Origin of the sequence: Ahrensia marina (assembly GCF_042140245.1) — a bacterium.
Classification (GTDB): domain Bacteria; phylum Pseudomonadota; class Alphaproteobacteria; order Rhizobiales; family MH13; genus MH13.
Genome location: NZ_CP159483.1, coordinates 161654 through 182927 on the forward strand (window position 1 = coordinate 161654; position 21274 = coordinate 182927).

Sequence of the window (21274 nt, forward strand, 5' to 3'; positions counted from 1 at the left end):
ATAAAGATTGCATGTTGGTGCGGCCACAACGCCTACACTGCCAAGGCAACCCGGGCATGCAAATGACAGGTCGATTAACGCCGCCAAGTATGGTCTTTGTGGCGCAAAAGAGCTTCTGGAGTGGCAATGATGGCACGCTTCGCGGCTCGACTTAGGTAGGATGGGCATACGCAGATGAGCAACTTCCTCGATCTGGAGATTTTCGCCCGCGTGGTGGCCGCCGGTAGCATGTCGGCTGCGGCGCGCGATATGTCGCTGTCCCCTGCAGTGGTCTCCAAGCGCTTACGCCGCCTTGAAGATCGCCTCGGCACCCGCTTGCTTCAACGCACCACACGACAAATTGCGCTGACCGAAGCCGGAAAGGGCTTCTATGAGCGCGTGGTCGCAATTCTCGCCAGCGTAGAAGAAGCTGAAAGTTTTGTGACCCGTCGCTCAGCGATGGCATCGGGGGTGTTGAAAATTTCGGCCCCCACCAGCTTCGGTCGCATGCACGTCGCGCCACACCTGGCATCCTTCATGGCAGCAAACCCAGAGCTGACGTTGCAACTGGTTTTGTCGGACGATTTTGTGGACTTGGTCGGTGAAGGCTTCGATGTTGCCCTAAGGATCGCTGAGCTTAACGACTCAACACTGGTGGCACGCAAGCTAGCTCCTATTCATCGTGTTCTTTGCGCCTCGCCAAAATACATTGAAAAACATGGGCTTCCGCAGTCTATCGATGAGCTAAACCGGCACACATTGCTGGCTACTCAGGCACAAGATGTCTGGAAACTTGAAGACAATTCTGGCGAAGGAACGGCTATCAAACCTCAGTCTGCCATCATGACCAACTCAAGCGAGGTCATTCGCGAGGCGGTGTTGGCAGGTATCGGGATCAGCCTTCGCTCAACCTGGGATGTTGGCCCGGAACTTTCGTCAGGTGAGTTGCAGATTGTCTTGCCGCGTTACCGTGCATCACGTGGTGTGGGCCTGTTCTCGGTTTATCCAACACGCCGCTTCCTGCCTGCGAAAGTTCGTGTGTTCATCGACTATATGGCAAGCCTTTACGGCCAATCGCCCTATTGGGACAAAGGGTTGGATTCTGTTCTCAACCCCGTTGAGCAGGACCTCCGCGCTGCGGCCGAGTAGCGCGCTCAACTGCGCTCTAGTGTCCACACTTGCTACAAAAGCATACACCATGACCGCTGTTTGTTGGTCGATCGTGTTGACGAACCATAGCTGACGCCCAACATAGGACCGAGTTTCGTTCTGAGCGAGCAGAGGTCCGCATGCGCCGCTCCCTTTCTGTCCTGCCTTACGCAGCCGCTTGTTTTGCCGCCTTGCTGTGGTTAAGCACGGGCGTGCCTGGCGCCCAGGCGCAGGATGCCCAAGCTGGAGCGAACGTTTTCAATCGCTGTTCGGCCTGCCATCAAGTTGGTCCAGGTGCGAGCAACGCAGTGGGGCCGCACCTCAATGGCTTACTGGGCCGCCCTGTTGCCAGTGTTTCCGGTTACAACTATTCTGACGCGTTGGCGGCACGTAATGGCCAAGCCTGGAACAGCCAACTGGTTGCCGATTACATTGCCGACCCGGCCCGTTTCATTGGTGAGCGCAGCGCCATGCCAGCGCAGCGCTTGCGGCCTGAGCAGGTGGCCAATTTGATCGCGTTTCTTGAATCGCAATAGCATGTGACACACACGCCTGATGGCCAATTGATTTGACCAGTACGCGCTGATTACCCTAAGGGTGTGCAAAAGTTAGCCACCAACACAGGGTTTGCGCACGGCATGGTCTTTCAGCCAATCGTCCACAAACGAACCGCCGAAGCGGTGGTCGAGCGCTTTCGCAGCCTCATTCTTGATGGTGTTCTGCGCCCTGGCGACCGCCTTCCTGCTGAACGGCAATTGGCACAGGATCTGGACGTTTCACGCCCTATTTTGCGCGATGCTCTATCCCATCTGGAGACCGAAGGCCTGATTGTTGCACGCCATGGCGAGGGCACGTTCATCGCGGATTTGATCGGTGATGTCTTCTCTGCTCCGATCGCCAAACTGCTGCGCGCCTCTCCTCTTGGTATGGCCGACTATCTGGAGTTCCGCCGTTTGGTTGAGGCTGATATGGCGGCGATGGCAGCTGAACGGGCAACGCAATCAGATCGCGATATGCTCAAAACGCTGGGTGAAGCGATGCGTGAAGCCCATGCCAGTGACGACTCTGACCGCGAAGCCAAACTGGACGTGGAACTGCACACGTTGATTGTGGAGTCCGCTCATAATCTGGTGTTTCTGCACGTGCTGCGCGCCTGCTACACGCTGCTTGCTGATGATGTGTTCGACAATCGCCAACGGCTCTACGAGCAATCCGGCGAGCGCAAGACGCTGCTCGACCAGCATCTGGCTCTTATCAACGCGATCCTGTCCGGTGATGCTGACGCCGCGCGCCGTGCCTCACAGGCGCATATCGACCATGTTAGCCAAGCCAGCCAACATCTCAGCGCTGCTGATGCACGCGAAGAAACATCGAAACTACGACGCACCATACGGCTCGCCAATGCTGGCTAGATGCGACCAGCCCATTTGCTCTGATCGGGGGATCTTATGACCATCACCACAATCCACGACCTGCAAATTCTTGCAGAACGGCGTGTCCCGCGCATGTTCTATGACTATGCCGACTCCGGGTCTTGGACCGAGCAAACCTATGACGACAATGAAGACGACTTCGAGCTGATCCGCTTGCGCCAAAAAGTGGCGGTCAACATGGAAGGACGCTCGACGGCCAGCACAATGGTTGGTCAAGACGTAGCGATGCCGGTTGCCTGCGCTCCCACGGGACTGACCGGCATGCAACATGCGGATGGCGAGATCCTGGCGGCCAAGGCATGCGAAGCATTTGGCGTGCCTTTCACGCTTTCCACCATGTCGATTTGTTCCATCGAAGATGTGGCAGAGAACACCAGCAAGCCGTTCTGGTTCCAGCTTTACATGATGCGCGACCGTGATTTCATGTCCCGTCTCATCAAGCGTGCGAAGGATGCTGGCTGCGCCGCGCTGGTACTCACACTCGATCTTCAGGTACTCGGCCAACGGCATAAAGATATTCGCAACGGCCTATCCGCACCGCCAAAGCTCACCCTGGCCAACATGATCAATATGGCGACCAAGCCACGCTGGTGTATGGGCATGCTGGGCACCAAACGGCGAGAGTTTCGCAACATTGTTGGTCATGTTAGCGGCGTTGAGGACATGTCCTCGCTATCCGCCTGGACTGCCAGCCAGTTTGACCAATCACTCACCTGGGATGACGTGGAATGGGTGAAAAACCAATGGGATGGCCCATTGATTTTGAAGGGCATTCTCGATCCGGAGGATGCCAAGCTGGCCGTGAAAACTGGCGCTGACGCGCTCGTTGTCTCTAACCATGGCGGACGTCAGTTGGATGGGGCGTTTTCGTCCATACGCATGCTGCCGGTGATTGTTGATGCCGTGCAAGGTGACATTGAAGTCCATATGGATGGCGGCATTCGCTCTGGCCAAGATGTGCTGAAGGCTGTCGCGCTGGGCGCACAGGGTACCTATATTGGCCGGGCGTTTCTCTACGGTCTCGGCGCCATGGGCCAGCAAGGCGTGACCACCGCCCTAGAAATCATCCACAAAGAGTTCGATACCACCATGGCGCTTTGCGGACGAACCGGCACCGATCAACTCAACGGTGAAAACCTTTATCTGCCTGAAGGGTTTGAAGCTGGATAGCGCTTTCACTTCAAAACAAAAACCCGCCAACTGAAAAGCTGGCGGGTTTTTTGTAGGTATGGAACGGCTATTTCTTGCCTTCACCACCGGTCGGCACCGGATCTGGCTTCTTTGGCCCATCTGAAAGTGGACCTCCGCCCGTTGGTTTTGGCTTTGGTTCGTTGGATGCCAACTCTTCAAACAGTTTGCGCATGATGCTCCCCTTGGTTCTCGTTTATTGCCCCGACGCACGACGTGCTGGGCCAAGCTAACCAAGCAAGAGAAGCTTGTCGATTGCTAACTCAATGAGAGGTTGCGCAAGCCCGCCGCGTTGACAGCGCCTGTGTCATCTGAATCCGATGATACCCCAACAGCAATAAGTGTCTGTTTGGCTTGCCCGAAAGCGCGCTGATGATCAGCAGCCAAGTCGACCCTTTCACTGGTCCATCCGCCTGTGCCTGCACTGCGCAGCACCACCGTTTTTCCGCGCCCACGTAGATAGGGGCTGTCCAGCACCGCTCCACGCGCTGCATTGCCGCCCCACACATAAATCAGTGTCCGACCACCGCGCATGCCCAAAAGACGTGACATGGACGGTGTGGAGTCGCCAAAACGTGCTGCTGTGTCCGCATCGACAAATACAAAGTAGAGCGCGATTGCGCGATCATCGCCGCCACGTGCCGCCAAATTGGTCGGGCCAACGGTCTGGCTCACCTGCCATTGCCAACTTGCCGAAGAAGCGCCTCGGCCTGATCTGGGCACCACGCCATAGACAACCGACGATGATTGCTGGGCATTGATGTTCAAGCTTGTTCCAGACAGACCGAAAGAGGTTGGTGGAATGCCGCGAAACGTCCATGGCTGCCAGTCAGAAAAGCTGATGGATGTCATCGCGTTTACAGGTTGGGCGAAAGACAAAAATGCTGGTGCAGCAAGCACTCCAGCGCCCAATGCAAGCAGGTTTCGGCGTGACAGTTGGCGCTCGATAGGCTGTTTTGGCATGACATTGGCCTCACATTGATGGTTGCGTTTGTTCTCTCCTACGCATGAACCCGGCCTATCGATGACAAATTGCTGAACCCAAGTGGGTCCACCTGCCTTGAGACACCACACTGGGTATTGGAGCAACGACATGCCCTTACAAAACCGAGTCCATCCCAAAGGCTCTCTGCACACTGTGTCGGCGCGTGGCGACATGATGGGCAATCGGGGTGGCCGCTTCCACGATCCTGAAACCAAAGCAATCGTTGGCAGGCGAAGCTGGGCAAGCCGTGCGTGGATCTGCTGCACTCTCTGCTTCAAGAATCGTCAGCGTGAGGTTTGGGGGAACAGCTACACTGAGCTCTTCTTTCTTGATGAGGTTACAGCTCTGTCAGCTGGTCACCGTCCTTGCTTTGAATGTCGCCGTGGCGATGCAAAACGTTTTCAAACTGCACTTTTCAAGAGTTTAGCGGCGACAATGGGTTGGACTGACCTGCCCAAAGCAGCGGCCATCGACAGCTTGCTACATAAGGCACGCCTTGACCCAACGCCTCGACTGGCAAACATTGGTGACTTGCCCGTTGGAAGCATGGTGCAATTGCACAGCGAAACACTTGCTGTCGCCCCACAAGGTCTGTTGCCTTGGACATTCGATGGGTATGGTTCCCCATTGAACACATCACCAGAAACACACGCTCACCTTCTGACGCCAGCACCAATGATCGCAGCGTTAACAGCAGGCTATGCCCCTGGTTGGCATGCGAGCGCAGGAATGGATCGATGACACAGGACCTTGATAACGACACCATTGCAGGGATTTTTGAGTTCTTGCGTCGCTCAGGCGATTTGAAGGACACGCTTCGCAGCGGTTTCACCAATGCCGGAAAGCAGGAAAGCACAGCTGAACACAGCTGGCGGCTGGCCCTCATGGTCATCGCTTTGGAGCCCTATCTTGAAGGGTATGACATTGCGACGCTCTTAAAGTTGGCCATTGTTCATGACTTGGGCGAAGCGGTGACCGGCGATGTGCCAGCCATTCATCAAAGTGGTGACCCTGGTGTTCGGCGGACTGCAGAGCGTGAAGCGGTCAAAAGCTTGGTTGCTACGCTGCCAGCACAGTCGAGCGCAGCGATTCAATCCCTAGCGGCAAGCTATGATGGCGCGGAAAGTCGCGAAGCTGCCTTGATGAAGGGGCTCGACAAGCTTGAAACGATGTTTCAGCACGCAACTGGCGAAAACCCTGACACGATCGATTACCCGTTCAATTTAACCTATGGGACGACCTGGACCCGCGACGATCCGCTGCTTGTCAAACTGCGTGCCTATGTCGACAGTTTGACCCGTGGTCGTATGGATGATCAGCCTGCTGACACTCTTCAGTAGATATACGGTCAAACCCCAATCGTAGCCAAGGTCATGGAATTGCCGCAGTGCAGCATTTAGGATGGATCCAGGGGAAACGCCTGATTCTCCAATTGGGAAAATCAGATGTCGATTCAAAATCTTGATGCGTTTTTTGCGCCGCAACATATCGCCCTGATTGGCGCCAGTCCCAAACCTGGCAGCGTTGGGCGTGCGTTCGTGGACAACATGCTTCTGGATCCAGGCAAGCGGACGCTTTCTTTTATCAACCCCAGCCATAGCGACATCGCTGGCCAGCCTTGCGTTGCCTCTTTGGGCGACCTTTCAAGCGTGCCAGATTTGGCTGTTATCGCAACACCGCCAGACACGGTACCCGGCCTGGTTGCAGAGGCCAAGCTTTCAGGCGTACGCGGTGTGATCGTCGTCTCCAACTGTCAGGGAGGTGATCGCGGTGCTCTGCGAAGAGCCATGCGCGCGGCCGCGCGTGGATCATCCATGCGGATACTCGGACCGGATTCCCAAGGTGTCTATGCTGCAGCGGGCAATCTCAATGCCAGCCTTGCCTCCTCGCCACCACAAGCAGGGTCACTGGGCCTCATCGCGCAGTCCGGCGCGATTATGAATGCGGTCCTTGATTGGGGCAACGCGGTCAAGGTGGGCTTCTCCAAAGCCGTGTCCATCGGCGATGCGTCCGATGTCGATCTGGACGATCTGCTTGATCATCTGGCCTATGATGTGCGCACCAGGGCCATCCTGGTCTGCGTTGAGACAGTGGGCAATCCGCGGCGTTTTTTCTCAGCTGCACGCGCTGCCGCCAAGGTGAAACCCGTCGTGATCTTGAAGTCCGGGCGCCACAGCGTCACCGCAGATCGTATCTCCACCCATTCAGGGATCCTTGCCACAGAAGATGCTGTTTACGACGCGGTGATCCGTCGCGCTGGACTTTTGCGCGTGAACGATCTGGATGGGCTTTTTGATGCTGCTGGCGCTCTGGCACGGCTGAAACGCGTCTCTGAAGCTGGTAAGCGCCTGGCTATTGTTACCAATGATCGCGGCGTTGGCATTTTGGCGGCTGATCGCCTACTCGACCTTGGTGGATCTTTAGCCGATCTCAGCGACGATGCCTTGGCTGCCATCAAGCCGTATGCACCGCTACGCTGGCAAGGCGACATGCCGCTCGACCTTGAAGCAACGCTGCCGATGGAAGATCAAGGCACGGTAATCGAAGCGCTGATCGATGATCCGACGAACGATGGCGTGCTCATTGCCTACAGCCCAAGCCAGGTATCTGATGGCGATGAGGCCGCTGCCAAGCTGGCGGAGCTGCTGGAGCGCAAAACAAAAGACAAGTCACGGCCCAAACCGGTGTTCGTCTCTTGGCTGGAGCGCGAGGGCGGGGCCCTCAAAGCACTGGATGAAGCCCATGTCGCGCGTTTTCGCACCCCAGGCGATGCGGTGCGCGGCTTCATGGATGTATCTCGTTACGCCCAAGCCCAGAAAGAACTCTCGGCCACACCACCTGCACTGCCAGAAGACCTTGCCAGCGCTGATGTCGATCGGGCGCGTGCGCTTTGTATGGCTGCCATTTCAGAGGGGCGTACATGGCTCAACACCGATGAAATAGGCGACATCCTGGCAAGCTACGGCTTTGGCTACGCCGCGCCGGTGCGCGCATCAAGCGCTGAGAAAGCGGCAACAGCCGCACAGAACATGCTGGCACAGCACCGCGCGCTGGCGCTCAAAATCGATTCACCGGACATTCCGCACAAGTCTGATGTTGGCGGCGTGGTGCTCGATCTAACCCACAGCCTGCAAGTACGCGAAGGTTTTGATGCGCTGACCGAAAAAGTGAGCGCTCGCGCGCCAAGCGCTCGGATTGACGGTGTGATCGTGCAGCCCATGGCCGATGTTTCGGCGGGATTGGAGCTTTATCTCGGTCTGGCCGATGATCCAGTCTTTGGTCCTGTGATTGTGTTTGGGCGTGGCGGCATTGCTGTTGAAGCGGTGAATGACAAAGCGCTCGGCATGCCGCCGCTTGATATGCGGTTGGCGCGCCAAGTTATTGAACAAACGCGGGTTTCAAAACTGATGCGAGGGTTCCGCGGTCGCGCTGGCGTGGACGAAGAGGCCGTGGCGCAGGCGCTGGTGCGGCTATCGCAGCTCAGCGCTGACGTGCCTCAGATTCGAAGCCTCGATCTCAACCCACTGCTTGCCACGCCAAATGGGCTGGTGGTTCTGGACGCGCGCATGGAGGTGGCACCCAGCGAGGTTGGCGACCTGACCTTCGACACCAATCCACGCTTCACGATCCGTCCCTACCCGCGCAATTGGGAACGGCGACTGGAACTGAAAAGCGGAGAGGTGGTTTTCGTGCGACCGGTTCGTCCTGAGGACGAGCCCGCGTTTGAGCTGTTCTTCTCCAAAACGACCAAAGAGGACTTGCGCCTGCGCTTCTTCTCTTATGTGCGCGACTTCAGCCATAAATTCATCGCTCGCCTTACCCAGATCGACTATGCGCGCGACATGGCTTTTTGTGCGTTTGATGCCAACGGTGAGTTGATCGGCGTTGTGCGCCTGCACGCTGATGCCGAGCGCGAAACGGGAGAGTATGCGATCCTTTTGCGCTCCGACCTGAAAGGCCAGGGGCTTGGATGGGCGCTCATGCAATTGGTGATCGAATACGGCCAAGCGGAACGTTTCAAGCATATTGAAGGGCAAGTGCTGGCTGAAAACACGACTATGCTGGAAATGTGCCGCGCCCTTGGTTTTTCCATCCGGCGAGACCCAGATGAGCCCGAAATCATGCAAGCCAAACTGGAACTGGCTGATCTTGAAGGTGTCGATCAAGCCATGCTCGAAGCTGCCAGCTAGTGGAACCGCCACCGGCTAAGGGTTCGCGCAACCCCCGTCCGTGTTGTTGCGACTGACGCGCGGCTTAAAAACACGCGATATTGCAATGCATACATTGCCGGGTTGGCAACGTTTTGCTGACCGGCGCTTCAACAGGGCTGGCCACCGAGAGCCACCCAGGGAGCCGGGCATGACAGCTACACTGAGCACCAAGAGCGGGCCATCCGCTTTTCGCCAGAGCGCACCCGCTTCGGCCACGCTGACGCACGTGGTGGGTGATCAAAGCGCTGTGATGCGGTTTATGTCCGATCCTACAAGCTACAAGCAGGCCACCCATGGCACCGTTGATGGTGTTGAGCGTATCGATACGCACGGGGCGGCCGTGTTTTTGGCCGGTGATCGAGCCTACAAGATCAAGCGTGCTGTGTGCTTTCCGTTCATGGATTTTTCTACGCTTGCACGGCGAGAAGAAGCCTGCCGCGCCGAGATTACGATCAATAGGCCAAACGCTCCTGAAATCTATCTGGATACGGTCGCGATCACGCGTGACAAGTTGGGTCATCTGGCGATCAACGGGCAAGGCGAAGCCATCGAGTGGGCGGTCGCCATGCGCCGTTTTGACAATGATATGACCTTTGACCGGTTGGCGAAGTCCGGCCAACTGACTCAGACTGACCTTGACGGGGCCGTTGATGCGGCACTTGCCTTTCAAGAGCGTGCCCCGATCCGCCGAGCAGACGACTGGGTGTCAGACCTTAGCGCGTACATCGAACAGAACGATCAAGCCTTTCACGAAGCGCACAAACTGTTTGGCTTGCAAGAGACAGCAACTCTTACCAAACGCACGCTTGCTGAATGGCGCCGGGTTGGCCCGATCTTGGCGACGCGTGGTGAGGCGCAGGCGATCCGCCGCTGTCATGGCGATCTTCATCTGCGCAACTTGGTACGGCTTCCGGTGGGCATACGGATGTTTGATGCCGTGGAGTTCGATGAGACCATCGCAACCGGCGACGTGCTGTACGACCTCGCCTTTCTGCTGATGGACCTTGATGAAAGCGGTCAGCGCCTAGCGGCCAATCGTGTTCTTAATCGGTATCTGGCGTTGCGCGATGAACCCAGCGACTTCGAGGCGATGGCCGCTCTGCCCTTGTTTCTTTCCATTCGTGCTGCATTGCGTGCCAAGATCTGCGCCATGGGCGCCCAACATCTTGATGAAGCCGAACGCCCTGCCATGGAAGCCGATGCAAGACGCTTCTTTGACTACGCTGCCGATGTGCTTGAACCGCGCGATGTGTCACTGACGGTGGTCGGCGGTCTGTCAGGCACAGGCAAGTCGACCATATCGCAAGCGCTTGCGGCTGCCATCGGACGCACACCTGGGGCGATCCTTTTGCGCTCAGACATTGTGCGCAAGACCATTATGGGCGTGACCTGGCACGAACGTCTGTCTGCCAGCGCTTATACCCATTCGGTAACCCAACAGGTTTTCAGCACACTGCGGTCGTTGGCTCAAAAAGCCCTAGCATCAGGGCATTCTGTGATTGTGGATGCGGTTTGCGCCCAGGCTGATGAGCGGGAGGCCTTTGAAGCCATCGCACGTGGTGTTGAGTGTCACTTTGCTGGTGTTTGGCTTGATGCACCGCTGGCTGTTCGATTGGAGCGGATAGGCAATCGTCGCAATGACCCATCAGATGCCGATGCCAACGTCGCCCGCCTACAAGAAGACTATGATCTGTTCGATGTGGAATGGCCGCGCGTGGATGCGCGCGGGAGCGTTGATGACGTGTTGGGCGCCGTGCGTCCACTTGTGGACCGGCTAAACTAGCGGTTCCAAAAACGCGCGATAGCCAGCCACTGACGCAAGTCCAAGACCGACCGCCAACCAGTCTTTTTTGGTCGCAGCCATAACCAGTGTTGCGACACCGATACCTAGCAAGCCTGCGGGGCCGCTTTCCAGTGTGATGGGCACGATGGTGGCAAGAATGACCCCGCCCGGAAGCGCCTCCAGACCACGACGCAAACGCGGTGTAAGCGGTACGCGCCCCAGCACCCAAAAGCCCATCATCTTGGCCAACAGTGTCATCACCACCATCGCGCCGATCGCGAGCCATGCGCCCTCTGTGAAGAGGCTATCCATCGACCTCCTCCTCATCCTTGAACAGGGCAGCAGCGACAAAGGCAGCTGACAGGCCACCAGCGAGCACAAACCAATAGCCTGGAACGATGGCCTTGACCGTCAAAGCAACGAGGATCGCCACAGCCCACGGGGCGGCGTCCATGCGTCCCCGCCACACAGGCACCAGCATGGTGATGAAGAAGATTGGCATAACCAGATCAACACCAAAGCGGGTGGGGTCTTCCAACGCGTCGACCAGATAGTAGCCGGGCACCACCGAGATGATCCATGTGAGATAGAGGAACACGCAGGCACCCACATAGACGCCCCAATCCTGACCGCCCTCACGGTGATAGCGAATGGCAATGATCCAGGCCGGGTCGGTCATGATGGCCAGTGCTGGGTAAGACTTGTAGCCTGGCAGGCCGCCCATCCACGGACGGAGAGCAGCGCCAAGCAGCATCATGCGCAAGTTCACGGTGAACACGACAGCGGCCATAGCAAAGGCCGTCGTCCAAGTGAGCGGGTCCGTCCAAAGTTCCAGCGCGACATATTGTGAAGCACCTGCCAACACCAAGGACTGGAAGAAAAATGCGTCGAGGAACGTTAAGCCCTTAACGGCCGCCGCAGCGCCAAAACCCATGCCGAACAGTAAAATGCCTGGCGTGGTTAGGACCGCACGGCGAAAACCGAGCCAAAACCCATCCATGCTGAAGGGGGCTGGAGATGGTTGATGTGAAGCGGATGGATCAGACTTCATGTATACTCATAGGACATCGTACCGCCGACACGTCAGCCGGGCTTGACCCGGCCATCCAGCTCTTTTGAGCGAGGCATGAGCGGAGGGAAACCTGTTGGATGGATGGCCAGGTCAAGCCCGGCCATGAGACCTTAAGTGCCTTGCGACCATCAGCTCTCGCCTAGTACGATCAAAAGGTCTTTGGCATCAACGCTATCGCCGGAGGCCACGAGGAGTTCTGACACGGTTCCATCGCGGTCGGCATGGATGACCGTTTCCATCTTCATCGCTTCCACACCAAGCAGTGGATCGCCCGCTTTCACAGCATCGCCTGTCTTGATGGAAACCGTGGAGATAACGCCAGGCACGGGTGCTGCAATGTGGGCATCGCTATCAGGATCGGCCTTGCGCCGGGCGCCAGCGCCAGTGGCGCCATGGCTGCGATCAGGCACCTTGATAGTGCGCGGCTGACCATTGAGCTCGAAGAACACCCGCACCATACCCGTTTCATCGGGCTCAGAGGTTCCCAGGCAGCGAACGATCAGTGTTTTGCCTTTTTCAAGCTCGATGGCAATTTCGTCTTCGGGCTTCAAGCCATAAAAATAGACAGGCGTTGGCAGAACGCCGACCGGGCCATAGGTGTCAGCAATACGTGCGAACTCGGTGAAAACCTTCGGATACATCAGATAGGACGCAAGCTCTTGATCTGAGATGTCACGCTCGAGTGTGCCAGCGATACTTGACCGTTCAGCATCTAAGTCGGCAGCCTCAAGGCGTGCACCCGGACGCTCAGTGTAAGGCGTATCACCCTTGAGCACCTTCGCCTGAATGACTTCTGGCCAGCCGCCTGGGGGTTGGCCAAGATCACCGCGCATCATGGCCACAACGCTTTCTGGAAACGCAATGTCCTTGTCGGGGTCCATCACTTCATCGGCAGTGATACCCTGACTCACCATCATCAATGCCATATCGCCGACGACCTTTGAGGACGGCGTTACCTTCACGATATCGCCGAACATCTGGTTGACCTCAGCATAGGTCTTGGCGACCTCATGCCAACGGTTGGCAAGCCCAAGCGATCTTGCTTGCTCCTTCAGATTGGTGAACTGACCACCTGGCATCTCGTGGAGATAGACCTCCGAGGCCGGAGCTTTGAGATCGCTCTCAAAGGCGGTGTATTGGCGGCGAATATCTTCCCAGGCGAAAGAAATCTTGCGGATGGCGTCTGTATCAAGGCCAGTCGCGCGTTCGGTGCCTTCCAGCGCTGCCACAATCGACCCAAGAGCAGGCTGCGAGGTCATGCCTGACATCGCATCCATGGCGGCGTCCACCGCGTCAACACCGGCATCGACAGCAGCCAGGACAGACGCGCCAGAGATGCCGGATGTGTCATGTGTGTGCAGATGGAGCGGCAGGTCAGTGGCGTCCTTCAAAGCCTTGATCAGTTCTGTCGCTGCAGCAGGCTTCAGAAGCCCTGCCATGTCTTTGATGCCGATGATGTGGGCGCCTGCAGCTTCCAGCTGTTTGGCGAGATCGACATAGTAGGCGAGCGAGTATTTCGCGCGCGATGGATCATGGATGTCGCCGGTGTAGCACAGCACGCCCTCGCAGAGCTTGCCGGCTTCGCGCACCGCATCCATGGACACGCGCATGTTTTCCACCCAGTTGAGGCAATCAAAAACGCGGAAAAGGTCCATGCCGCCATTGGCTGCCTCAAACACGAATTGGCGCACGACATTGTCGGGATAGTTGGTGTAGCCAACACCATTGGAGCCGCGCAGCAGCATCTGGGTCAAGATGTTGGGTGCGCCCTCACGGATTTCCGCCAGGCGCTCCCAAGGGTCTTCGGTCAGGAAGCGCATGGCCACATCGAAGGTCGCGCCGCCCCAGCATTCCAGGGACAGAAGTTCCGGCAAAGCGCGGGCGTAGACCGGCGCAAGCGAGGCGATATCGAAGGAACGCATGCGGGTGGCCAGCAGGCTCTGATGGCCGTCGCGCATGGTCGTGTCGGTCACCAGAACACGGGTCTGATCCTTCATCCAGCGCGCAAATCCATCAGGCCCGCGCTCATCCAGAATCTGTTTGGTACCGGGTTTTGGATCACCGGCGAACGCTGGCAGGTGCGGTGGGCCAGCATCAGCAGGCGGTTTTGGGCGGTCCTTGGTTTCGGGATGTCCGTTGACCGAAACGTCGGCGATGTAAGTCAGCAGCTTGGTTGCACGATCCTGCCGTTTCACCGCTTCAAAAAGCTCCGGCGTTTCATCGACAAAGCGCGTGGTGTAGCTGCCATCGATGAAGCTTGGGTGGCCGATGACATTTTCCAGGAACGTCAGATTGGTTGCGACACCGCGAATGCGGAACTCGCGCAGCGCCCTGTCCATGCGCTTGCGCGTCTCTTCAGGGATCGGCGCCCAAGCGGTCACCTTTTCCAACAACGGATCATAAAAGCGGGTGATCACGGCGCCCGAATAGGCGGTGCCGCCATCAAGCCGGATGCCAAAGCCGGTCGCCCCGCGATAAGCGGTGATGCGACCATAGTCAGGAATGAAGTTTTGGTCGGGATCTTCAGTGGTGATCCGGCACTGCATGGCATGGCCGTGGAGCGTGATCTCGTCTTGCACCGGGATGCCCGAGACGGGGTCGCCAATTGCGTACCCTTCGGCCACATGGATTTGCGCCTTCACGATGTCGATGCCAGTCACCTCTTCGGTCACTGTGTGTTCGACCTGAACGCGCGGGTTCACCTCGATAAAGTAGAAAGCGCCGGTGTCAGCATCCATCAAGAACTCAACGGTGCCCGCACCGCGATAACCAACGGTGTTGCCGATGGCTGTGGCGTAGCCTGCTAGTTCTTTGCGTTGATTTTCATCCAGGTAGGGCGCTGGCGCCCGCTCAATAATCTTCTGGTGGCGACGCTGCACGGTGCAATCACGCTCAAACAAATGCACCAGATTGCCATGGGAATCGCCAAGGATTTGCACCTCGACATGGCGTGCGCGCTCAACGAGTTTTTCCAGATAAACTTCGTCCTTGCCAAAGGCTGAGCGCGCCTCTTTCTTGGCAATCGGTACTTCGCGTTGCAGGTCTTCCGGCGTTCGGATAACGCGCATGCCACGTCCGCCACCGCCCCAAGACGCCTTGAGCATCACCGGGTAGCCGATCTCTTCGGCCAGTCTGGCGACCTCCGCCATGTCGTCTGGCAATGGGTCAGTTGCTGGCATGACCGGCACGCCGGCTTCGATGGCCAGATTGCGGGCCGAAACCTTATTGCCCAAACGGCGCATCGTGTCAGAGGTGGGGCCGACAAAAATGATGCCCGCTTCGTTGCAGGCGTCGACGAATTCGGGGCTTTCAGAGAGAAAACCGTAGCCAGGATGGATGGCATCAACGCCGGTTTCCTTGGCGACACGAATGATCTCTTCAATGGAGAGATAAGCGTCGATAGGCCCGAGCGGCTCGTCCAAGTGTGCACCGCGTCCGATCAAGTACGCTTCATCGGCCTTGAAGCGGTGCAGGGCCAGCTTGTCCTCTTCGGCATAGACGGCAACCGTCTCAAGCTCCAACTCGTTGGCAGCGCGGAAGATACGGATCGCGATCTCCGAACGGTTGGCGGCCATCAGGCGTTTGATAGGACCTGGCGTGTGCGAGCTGGGGCGTGTCATAGAGGTAATTCCAAACGGCAAAGAACAGTTGGCCCCTGACTAGCACGGCGAACGCGCACGTACAGTAGGCAGAAGGCCCTGCAAGTGCCTGTTCTTTGACCCAATGGCGCCTGATGGCTGGGCGTTGCCCGCCCTTACTGTGGCAAGCTTGCTGTGATCGCGGTTTCCAACCGGTCCACGATCATCGCGATGTGCTCATCCTCGATGATGAAGGGCGGGGCCAAAAGCACGTGATCGCCACGCTCTCCATCGATTGTTCCTCCCATAGGGTAGCACATCAAGCCTTCGGCCATGGCGCGTTTCTTGATCTTGCCTGCGAGGCCAAGCTTTGGATCAAACGGCTCTTTGGTGCCGCGGTCAGCCACCAATTCCAGACCAAGGAAAAGCCCCCTGCCCCTGATGTCACCGACATTGGGATGGTTGCCGAAACGTGCCGTGAGCGCTTGGCGCAATTGTTCTCCTATGGGCGCAACCCGAGCCAGCACATCATCACCAACCAACCGATCAAGAACCGCATTGCCAACGGCGCAGGCCATAGGATGGCCAAGGTAGGTGTGGCCATGCTGGAAGAACCCGGAACCCGTTTCAATGGTGTCGTAGATACGGTCAGACACAAGCAGAGCACCGATGGGCTGCACGCCGGCACCCAACCCCTTGGCGATGGCGATCATATCGGGCGCTACACCCTCCTGTTCGCAAGCAAACAGCGTGCCGGTCCGGCCCATGCCGCACATGACCTCATCGAGAATGAGAAGAACGCCATGCTTTTTGCAGACAGCGTGCATCTTGCGGAAGTACCCTGCCACTGGTGGCACGGCGCCCATGGTGGCGCCAACAACGGGTTCAGCCACAAAAGCGGCAACGGTTTCCGACCCCAAGTTCTGGATGGTGTCATCCAGTTCCTGCGCGAGCCGATCCGTGTAGGCTTCATCGCTCTCACCAGCGGCTTGACTGCGATAGGCATTGCACTGGCTTACATGGTGCATGGCCGGGGAAAGCATGGGCTCAAACTGGGCGCGACGCCAACGGTTGCCGCCGGCGGACAGAGCACCCAGCGTATTGCCATGATAGCTTTGCCAACGCGCGATGATCTTGGCACGCTCCAGCTGCCCGTTCTCCATATGGAACTGGCGGGCGAGCTTCAGTGCTGACTCCATCGCTTCTGATCCACCTGAGACGAAGTAAACCCGGTTCAAATCACCGGGCGAAAGCTCTGCCAAACGCTCAGCCAACTCTTCGGACGGGTCAGTGGTGAAGAAGCTGGTGTGCGCGTAGGCAAGCTTGTCCACCTGCTCATGAACAGCAGCTTTCAGTTTTTCATCAGAATGGCCAAGGCAGGAAACAGCCGCGCCGCCGCAGGCGTCCAGATAGCGCTTGCCGTCCGCATCAATCAGAAACGGGCCATCGCCTCCAACTGCAATTGGCAAGTCGGCTTTGGTATGGCGTGGGAAAACGTAGCGGGATTTCATGGTGATGGGCTCACTCGTCATCGTCGTGGGGCCACGAGCCGAGTGTCTCGCTGCCAACCGGGCTATCCGGTTTCAAGGCGCGCACTGTCTAAGGCGTTGGATGGCCGGGTCAAGCCCGGCCATGACATGGAGGCATTAGCCTCGGATCACCATCACACTTTGCTTGGCGTGTCGCACCACGCGTGCAGCATTCGGGCCAAGCAAATAGTCTTTCAAGTCCGGACTGTGCGCTGTCATAACGATGGCGTCGCAGTTGAGCGCATCGGCGGTGTGGATGATCTCCTGATAGACCGATCCTCGGGTCACATGACCCTTCAGCGTCACAGGCTCACAGAGAGCCCGCTTCTCTTCGAGGGCCTTGGCCAACATTTCCTTGGCGCCGTCGCTGGCCTTTTCGGCGTAATCCTCAGGAAGATAGGACCCAACGACCGCCATGCCTGAGGTTGGCACCACCGTGAGAACATGCACTTCAGCATTGGGCCCCGTTGCCAAGGCCGCAGCCACTGGCAGCGCGTTATCAAGGCTGCTGGTGTCACCCAGATCGACGGGTACGAGCAAACGATCATACATAGGTTTTCTCCTTCCCGAACTTAGAACGCTGGAACCGTCTGGCGACGACGCTGCATCATGACAACAAATCCCAATAACAAGAGGGCGGGAATGTAAAACACCTCTTTGGGGAGACGCTCACGCTCCAGCTGGACATTGTCCACTGTGACAAATTCATCGCCGTAGAACTCAAACATCTGGAATGTGGTGAAGAAGGGTGTGCCAGCGAAGGGCTCTTCCAGCACAGCTTCATCGCCTTCATTGACGACCAGAATGCCTTGGCGCTCCAAACGCTCTGCACCCGGGCCTTCTTCTCCAAGATCAAGCAGCACGGTTGTCTGTGTGATCTCATCGAGATTGTCGAAGTCCGGCCCACGTATCTCAACACGCAAACGCGCATCAGCAGGCATGCTTTCAGCGATTTCGATCAGTTCGGTGCCCGGTCGGAACTCGTAGCGGGGATCGACCTGATCGAGCCAATAGCCGGGCCGGAACAAGGTGAAGGCGACAAGAAGTAGAGCAATCGTCTCCCACCACCTGCTCCTGGCAAAGAAGTAACCTTGCGTCGCGGCTGCAAAAAGCATCATCGCTATCACGCCAACAATGAAGACGAACACCGCCTTGGCCAGCGTTACGTCGATCAGCAACAACTCTGTGTTGAAGATGAACAAGAACGGGAGCAAGGCTGTGCGAATATCGTAGGCGAAGCCTTGCAGGCCGGTCTTGATCGGGTCGCCACCCGAAATGGCTGAGGCGGCAAAGGCAGCAAGACCAACCGGCGGCGTGTCATCGGCAAGAATACCGAAATAGAACACGAACAGGTGCACCGCGATCAACGGAACCACCAGCCCTTGCGAGGCACCAACCGAAACGATCACCGGCGCCATAAGCGAGGAAACCACGATGTAGTTGGCGGTTGTGGGCAAGCCGAGGCCAAGCAACAGGCTCATGACGGCAACAAGCAGAAGCATCAGGATCAAACTGCCACCAGACAGGAACTCGACAAAGTCGCCGACGACCTGGTGTGCGCCCGTTAGCGAAACGGTGCCGATGATGACACCGGCAACACCAGTTGCAACGGCGATGGGGATCATATTGCGCGCACCAGCAATCATGCCCTGGACAAAGTCCTCAACGCCGCGGCGCCATTCATCCGCTTGGTCGCTGGCACCACGGAACATGGCTTTCAGTGGGTGCTGGGTGACAACAACAAAGATCATCGACAGCGTGGCCCAGTAAGCCGAGAAGGCCGGGGACAAACGCTCAATCAGGATGCACCAAAGCAGCACGACGATTGGCAGCAGGAAGTAGTAGCCGGTTATCGCAACATCGCCGGGCCGGGGAAGCTCGGTCATTTCTGCGTTAGGGTCGTCAACTTCCAAATCAGGCCGCTTGGCCGCCACGCTGATCAAGAAAAGGTAGGCAGCAAGGAACAGCGCCACACCCGTCCAGAATCCGAAACCTGGGAAGGCGACTTTGATCCAGCCGAGGCCAAAATACACCACCGCGCCGAGCGCTGCCAAACCTAAGAATCCTGTGAGAAAGCCAATAAGCTTCTGCGCGACCGTCACCGTTGATGGCGGTTTTTGCATGCCCTTCAGGCCAAGCTTCAACGCCTCTAGGTGCACAATGTAAATGAGGGCGATGTAAGAGATCAGCGCTGGAACCAGCGCGTGTTTCAAAATGTCGGTGTAAGAGATGCCGGTGAACTCGGCTATGAGGAACGCTGCCGCTCCCATGACTGGTGGCGTGAGCTGGCCATTGGTGGAGGATGCCACCTCCACAGCACCGGCTTTTTCCGGTTTGAAGCCAGTTTTTTTCATCAGTGGGATCGTGAACGTGCCGGTGGTGACCACATTGGCGATGGACGAACCGGAGTAGAGACCAGAAGCCGCTGAGGACAACACAGCGGCTTTGGCTGGTCCGCCGCGCAAATGGCCCAGCAAGGCGAACGCCAGCTTGATGAAATAGTACCCCGCGCCAGCCCGCTCCAGCAGCGAACCGAACAGCACGAACAAAAAGATCATCGTCGTTGAGACAGCCAAAGCAACACCGAACACGCCTTCGGTCTGCATCCAATAGTGCCACATGGCCTTACCGAAAGAAGCGCCGCGCCATTGGATGACGTCGGGCATCCAGGGCTGGTTGCCAAAGAAGGTGTAGGTGAGGAACACGCCAGCGACGACAAGCATTGGCAGGCCAAGTGAGCGATAAACGCCGATAGCAAGACAGGACATGCCAATCACCGAGAAGGTCAAATCCCAAACGGTGGGTAGGCCGGCCCGCATAACCAGCGATTCCTTGACTAAGATGAGGTAGAGACAGGCTGCAGCCCCAGCTGCCGCGAGCAGCCAATCGTACCAAGGCACAGCGTTTTTCGGTGCGCCTTTGTAGAGCGGGTAGGCAAAAGAAACGAGAATCAGCGCGAAGGCCAGATGCACGTTGCGCGCTTCAACATTGTTGAAAACGAAGTTGATGCCCGTCGTCTGGGTCAACCAGATTGGCAAATCCGAGGCGATGAACAGTTGAAAGCACGACCAGATGAAAGCGGTCGCCGCAATGATAAAGCCGACTGTGCCGGGAACAGCGCGCGAACCGGAGTCAGCTTCTGCAACGATTTCATCAACGTCGATCTTTGGTTTCGGCGCGTCCTGCGGCGATCCTTGCGGATTCGGCGTGGTATCTTGGCTGGTCATGGTCGCATGTATCCCCTGCATTCACTCAGCCCGTGCGGTGTTTTCACCTGCTACGGGTCACTGTGCACCAGATGCCGCTTTGCGCGTGTCATCTGCCCTCGTGCAAAACTGAAAAGGCCGGGCAAAATGCTGCCCGGCCTTCGATTGTTGGCTTATTCGATCCAACCGCGCTCGCGGTAGTAGCGAGCCGCACCGTCGTGAAGCGGTGCCGAGAGACCGTCGGAGATCATCGCCTCTTCGGTCAGATTGGCAAATGCCGGATGCAATCCGGTGAAGTCAGAGAAGTTGTCGAACACAGCTTTCACCGTGGTGTAGACGACTTCTTCTGAAACATCGGCCGACGTCACGAAGGTCGCGCCAACACCGAATGTGGTGATGTCTTCGTCCGTGCCGCGATACATGCCAGCAGGAATGCTTGCTGTACGGTAGTAGGAGTTTTCTTCGATCAGCTGATCGATTTCCGGACCGGTCACATTGACCAAACGCGCATCACATGTGGTGGACACCTCAGTGATCGCAGCAGCAGGGTGACCCACTGTGTAGATCATGGCATCGATCTGCCCGTTGCAAAGCGCCTGGGCCATCTCAGAACCCTGGAACTCGGTCGCAACCGCGAAGTCATCCATCTCGATGCCGTAAGCACCCATAACGACTTCCATCGTGGCACGCTGGCCTGAGCCTGGGTTGCCAACATTCACGCGCTTGCCAACCAAGTCTTGGAAAGACTGGATGTCAGAATCGCCAGGAACGATAAGCGTGAATGGCTCTGGGTGAACGGAAAACACAGCGCGCAAGCCTTCAAAAGCACCAGCTTCATCAAAGCGTGAGGTGCCGTTAAATGCGTGGTACTGCCAATCGGACTGGGCAACACCAAACTCCAATTCGCCAGCGCGAACAGTGTTGATGTTGTAGATGGACCCACCGGTCGATTCCACCGAGCAGCGCAGACCGTGGTCGCGACGATTCTGGTTCACCAAACGGCAAATTGCACCACCGGTTGGGTAGTACACGCCGGTGACGCCACCGGTGCCAATGGAGAAGAACTGCTGCTGAGCGAACGCGCTTCCGGTTCCAAGCGCCAAGCCCGCAGCCAAAGCCATGGACGTGAGCGCAGTTGTCTTAAGTTTCATGTAGATCTCC

Annotated in this window: 16 protein-coding genes; 7 read left to right on the forward strand and 9 right to left on the reverse strand. The window is 57.4% G+C overall.

Annotation, left to right across the window (positions count from 1 at the left end; translation table 11 throughout):
• The first annotated feature begins 174 nt into the window (after window positions 1-174).
• The 4 genes from ABWH92_RS00830 to ABWH92_RS00845 all read left to right on the forward strand — a co-directional run bounded on the left by ABWH92_RS00830 (window position 175) and on the right by ABWH92_RS00845 (window position 3731).
• Window positions 175-1128: a LysR family transcriptional regulator gene (locus ABWH92_RS00830; RefSeq protein WP_375571263.1), complete on the forward strand. Its 954-nt coding sequence runs from the start codon at window positions 175-177 to the stop codon at window positions 1126-1128.
• A gap of 140 nt (window positions 1129-1268) precedes the next feature.
• A complete protein-coding gene (locus ABWH92_RS00835) occupies window positions 1269-1664 on the forward strand; it encodes a c-type cytochrome (RefSeq protein WP_375571265.1) in 396 nt (131 codons plus the stop codon).
• A 102-nt stretch (window positions 1665-1766) separates the two neighbouring features.
• Entirely contained in the window at window positions 1767-2540 is a 774-nt protein-coding gene (locus ABWH92_RS00840) for a FadR/GntR family transcriptional regulator (protein ID WP_375571267.1), read from the forward strand.
• A gap of 36 nt (window positions 2541-2576) precedes the next feature.
• On the forward strand, window positions 2577-3731 hold the full coding sequence (locus ABWH92_RS00845) for an L-lactate dehydrogenase (protein ID WP_375571269.1): 1155 nt from the start codon (window positions 2577-2579) through the stop codon (window positions 3729-3731).
• Between the two features lie 67 nt (window positions 3732-3798).
• Here the strand turns inward: ABWH92_RS00845 and ABWH92_RS00850 are convergent, their stop codons facing one another.
• The gene (locus ABWH92_RS00850; protein WP_375571271.1) at window positions 3799-3924 is read right to left on the reverse strand and encodes a hypothetical protein; all 126 of its coding nucleotides are present in this window, start codon (window positions 3922-3924) and stop codon (window positions 3799-3801) included.
• A gap of 83 nt (window positions 3925-4007) precedes the next feature.
• On the reverse strand, window positions 4008-4712 hold the full coding sequence (locus ABWH92_RS00855) for a DUF3047 domain-containing protein (RefSeq protein ID WP_375571273.1): 705 nt from the start codon (window positions 4710-4712) through the stop codon (window positions 4008-4010).
• Window positions 4713-5471: 759 nt separating this feature from the next.
• On the opposite strand from ABWH92_RS00855, the gene ABWH92_RS00860 reads away from it, so the two are divergent.
• The 3 genes from ABWH92_RS00860 to ABWH92_RS00870 all read left to right on the forward strand — a co-directional run bounded on the left by ABWH92_RS00860 (window position 5472) and on the right by ABWH92_RS00870 (window position 10728).
• A complete protein-coding gene (locus ABWH92_RS00860; protein ID WP_375571275.1) occupies window positions 5472-6074 on the forward strand; it encodes an HD family hydrolase in 603 nt (200 codons plus the stop codon).
• A 105-nt stretch (window positions 6075-6179) separates the two neighbouring features.
• Window positions 6180-8924 (forward strand): bifunctional acetate--CoA ligase family protein/GNAT family N-acetyltransferase, encoded by a 2745-nt coding sequence (locus ABWH92_RS00865; protein WP_375571277.1) that lies wholly within the window; start codon window positions 6180-6182, stop codon window positions 8922-8924.
• A gap of 169 nt (window positions 8925-9093) precedes the next feature.
• A complete protein-coding gene (locus ABWH92_RS00870) occupies window positions 9094-10728 on the forward strand; it encodes an AAA family ATPase (RefSeq protein ID WP_375571279.1) in 1635 nt (544 codons plus the stop codon).
• Here the strand turns inward: ABWH92_RS00870 and ABWH92_RS00875 are convergent.
• The 7 genes from ABWH92_RS00875 to ABWH92_RS00905 form a co-directional block, all read right to left on the reverse strand.
• Entirely contained in the window at window positions 10720-11040 is a 321-nt protein-coding gene (locus tag ABWH92_RS00875) for an AzlD family protein (protein ID WP_375571281.1), read from the reverse strand. The genes ABWH92_RS00870 and ABWH92_RS00875 overlap by 9 nt on opposite strands.
• Window positions 11033-11779 (reverse strand): AzlC family ABC transporter permease, encoded by a 747-nt coding sequence (locus ABWH92_RS00880; RefSeq protein ID WP_375571283.1) that lies wholly within the window; start codon window positions 11777-11779, stop codon window positions 11033-11035. The genes ABWH92_RS00875 and ABWH92_RS00880 overlap by 8 nt, the downstream gene beginning before the upstream one ends.
• A gap of 149 nt (window positions 11780-11928) precedes the next feature.
• Entirely contained in the window at window positions 11929-15420 is a 3492-nt protein-coding gene (gene pyc, locus ABWH92_RS00885; protein WP_375571285.1) for a pyruvate carboxylase, read from the reverse strand.
• 134 nt (window positions 15421-15554) lie between these two features.
• Complete coding sequence (locus ABWH92_RS00890; RefSeq protein ID WP_375571287.1) at window positions 15555-16889, reverse strand: aspartate aminotransferase family protein; 1335 nt, start codon at window positions 16887-16889, stop codon at window positions 15555-15557.
• A gap of 135 nt (window positions 16890-17024) precedes the next feature.
• Window positions 17025-17459, reverse strand: a complete 435-nt coding sequence (locus tag ABWH92_RS00895) for a universal stress protein (RefSeq protein ID WP_375571289.1) — start codon at window positions 17457-17459, stop codon at window positions 17025-17027.
• A gap of 20 nt (window positions 17460-17479) precedes the next feature.
• Complete coding sequence (locus ABWH92_RS00900) at window positions 17480-20134, reverse strand: TRAP transporter permease (RefSeq protein ID WP_375571291.1); 2655 nt, start codon at window positions 20132-20134, stop codon at window positions 17480-17482.
• Between the two features lie 152 nt (window positions 20135-20286).
• On the reverse strand, window positions 20287-21264 hold the full coding sequence (locus tag ABWH92_RS00905; RefSeq protein ID WP_375571293.1) for a TAXI family TRAP transporter solute-binding subunit: 978 nt from the start codon (window positions 21262-21264) through the stop codon (window positions 20287-20289).
• Between the last annotated feature and the right edge of the window lie 10 nt (window positions 21265-21274).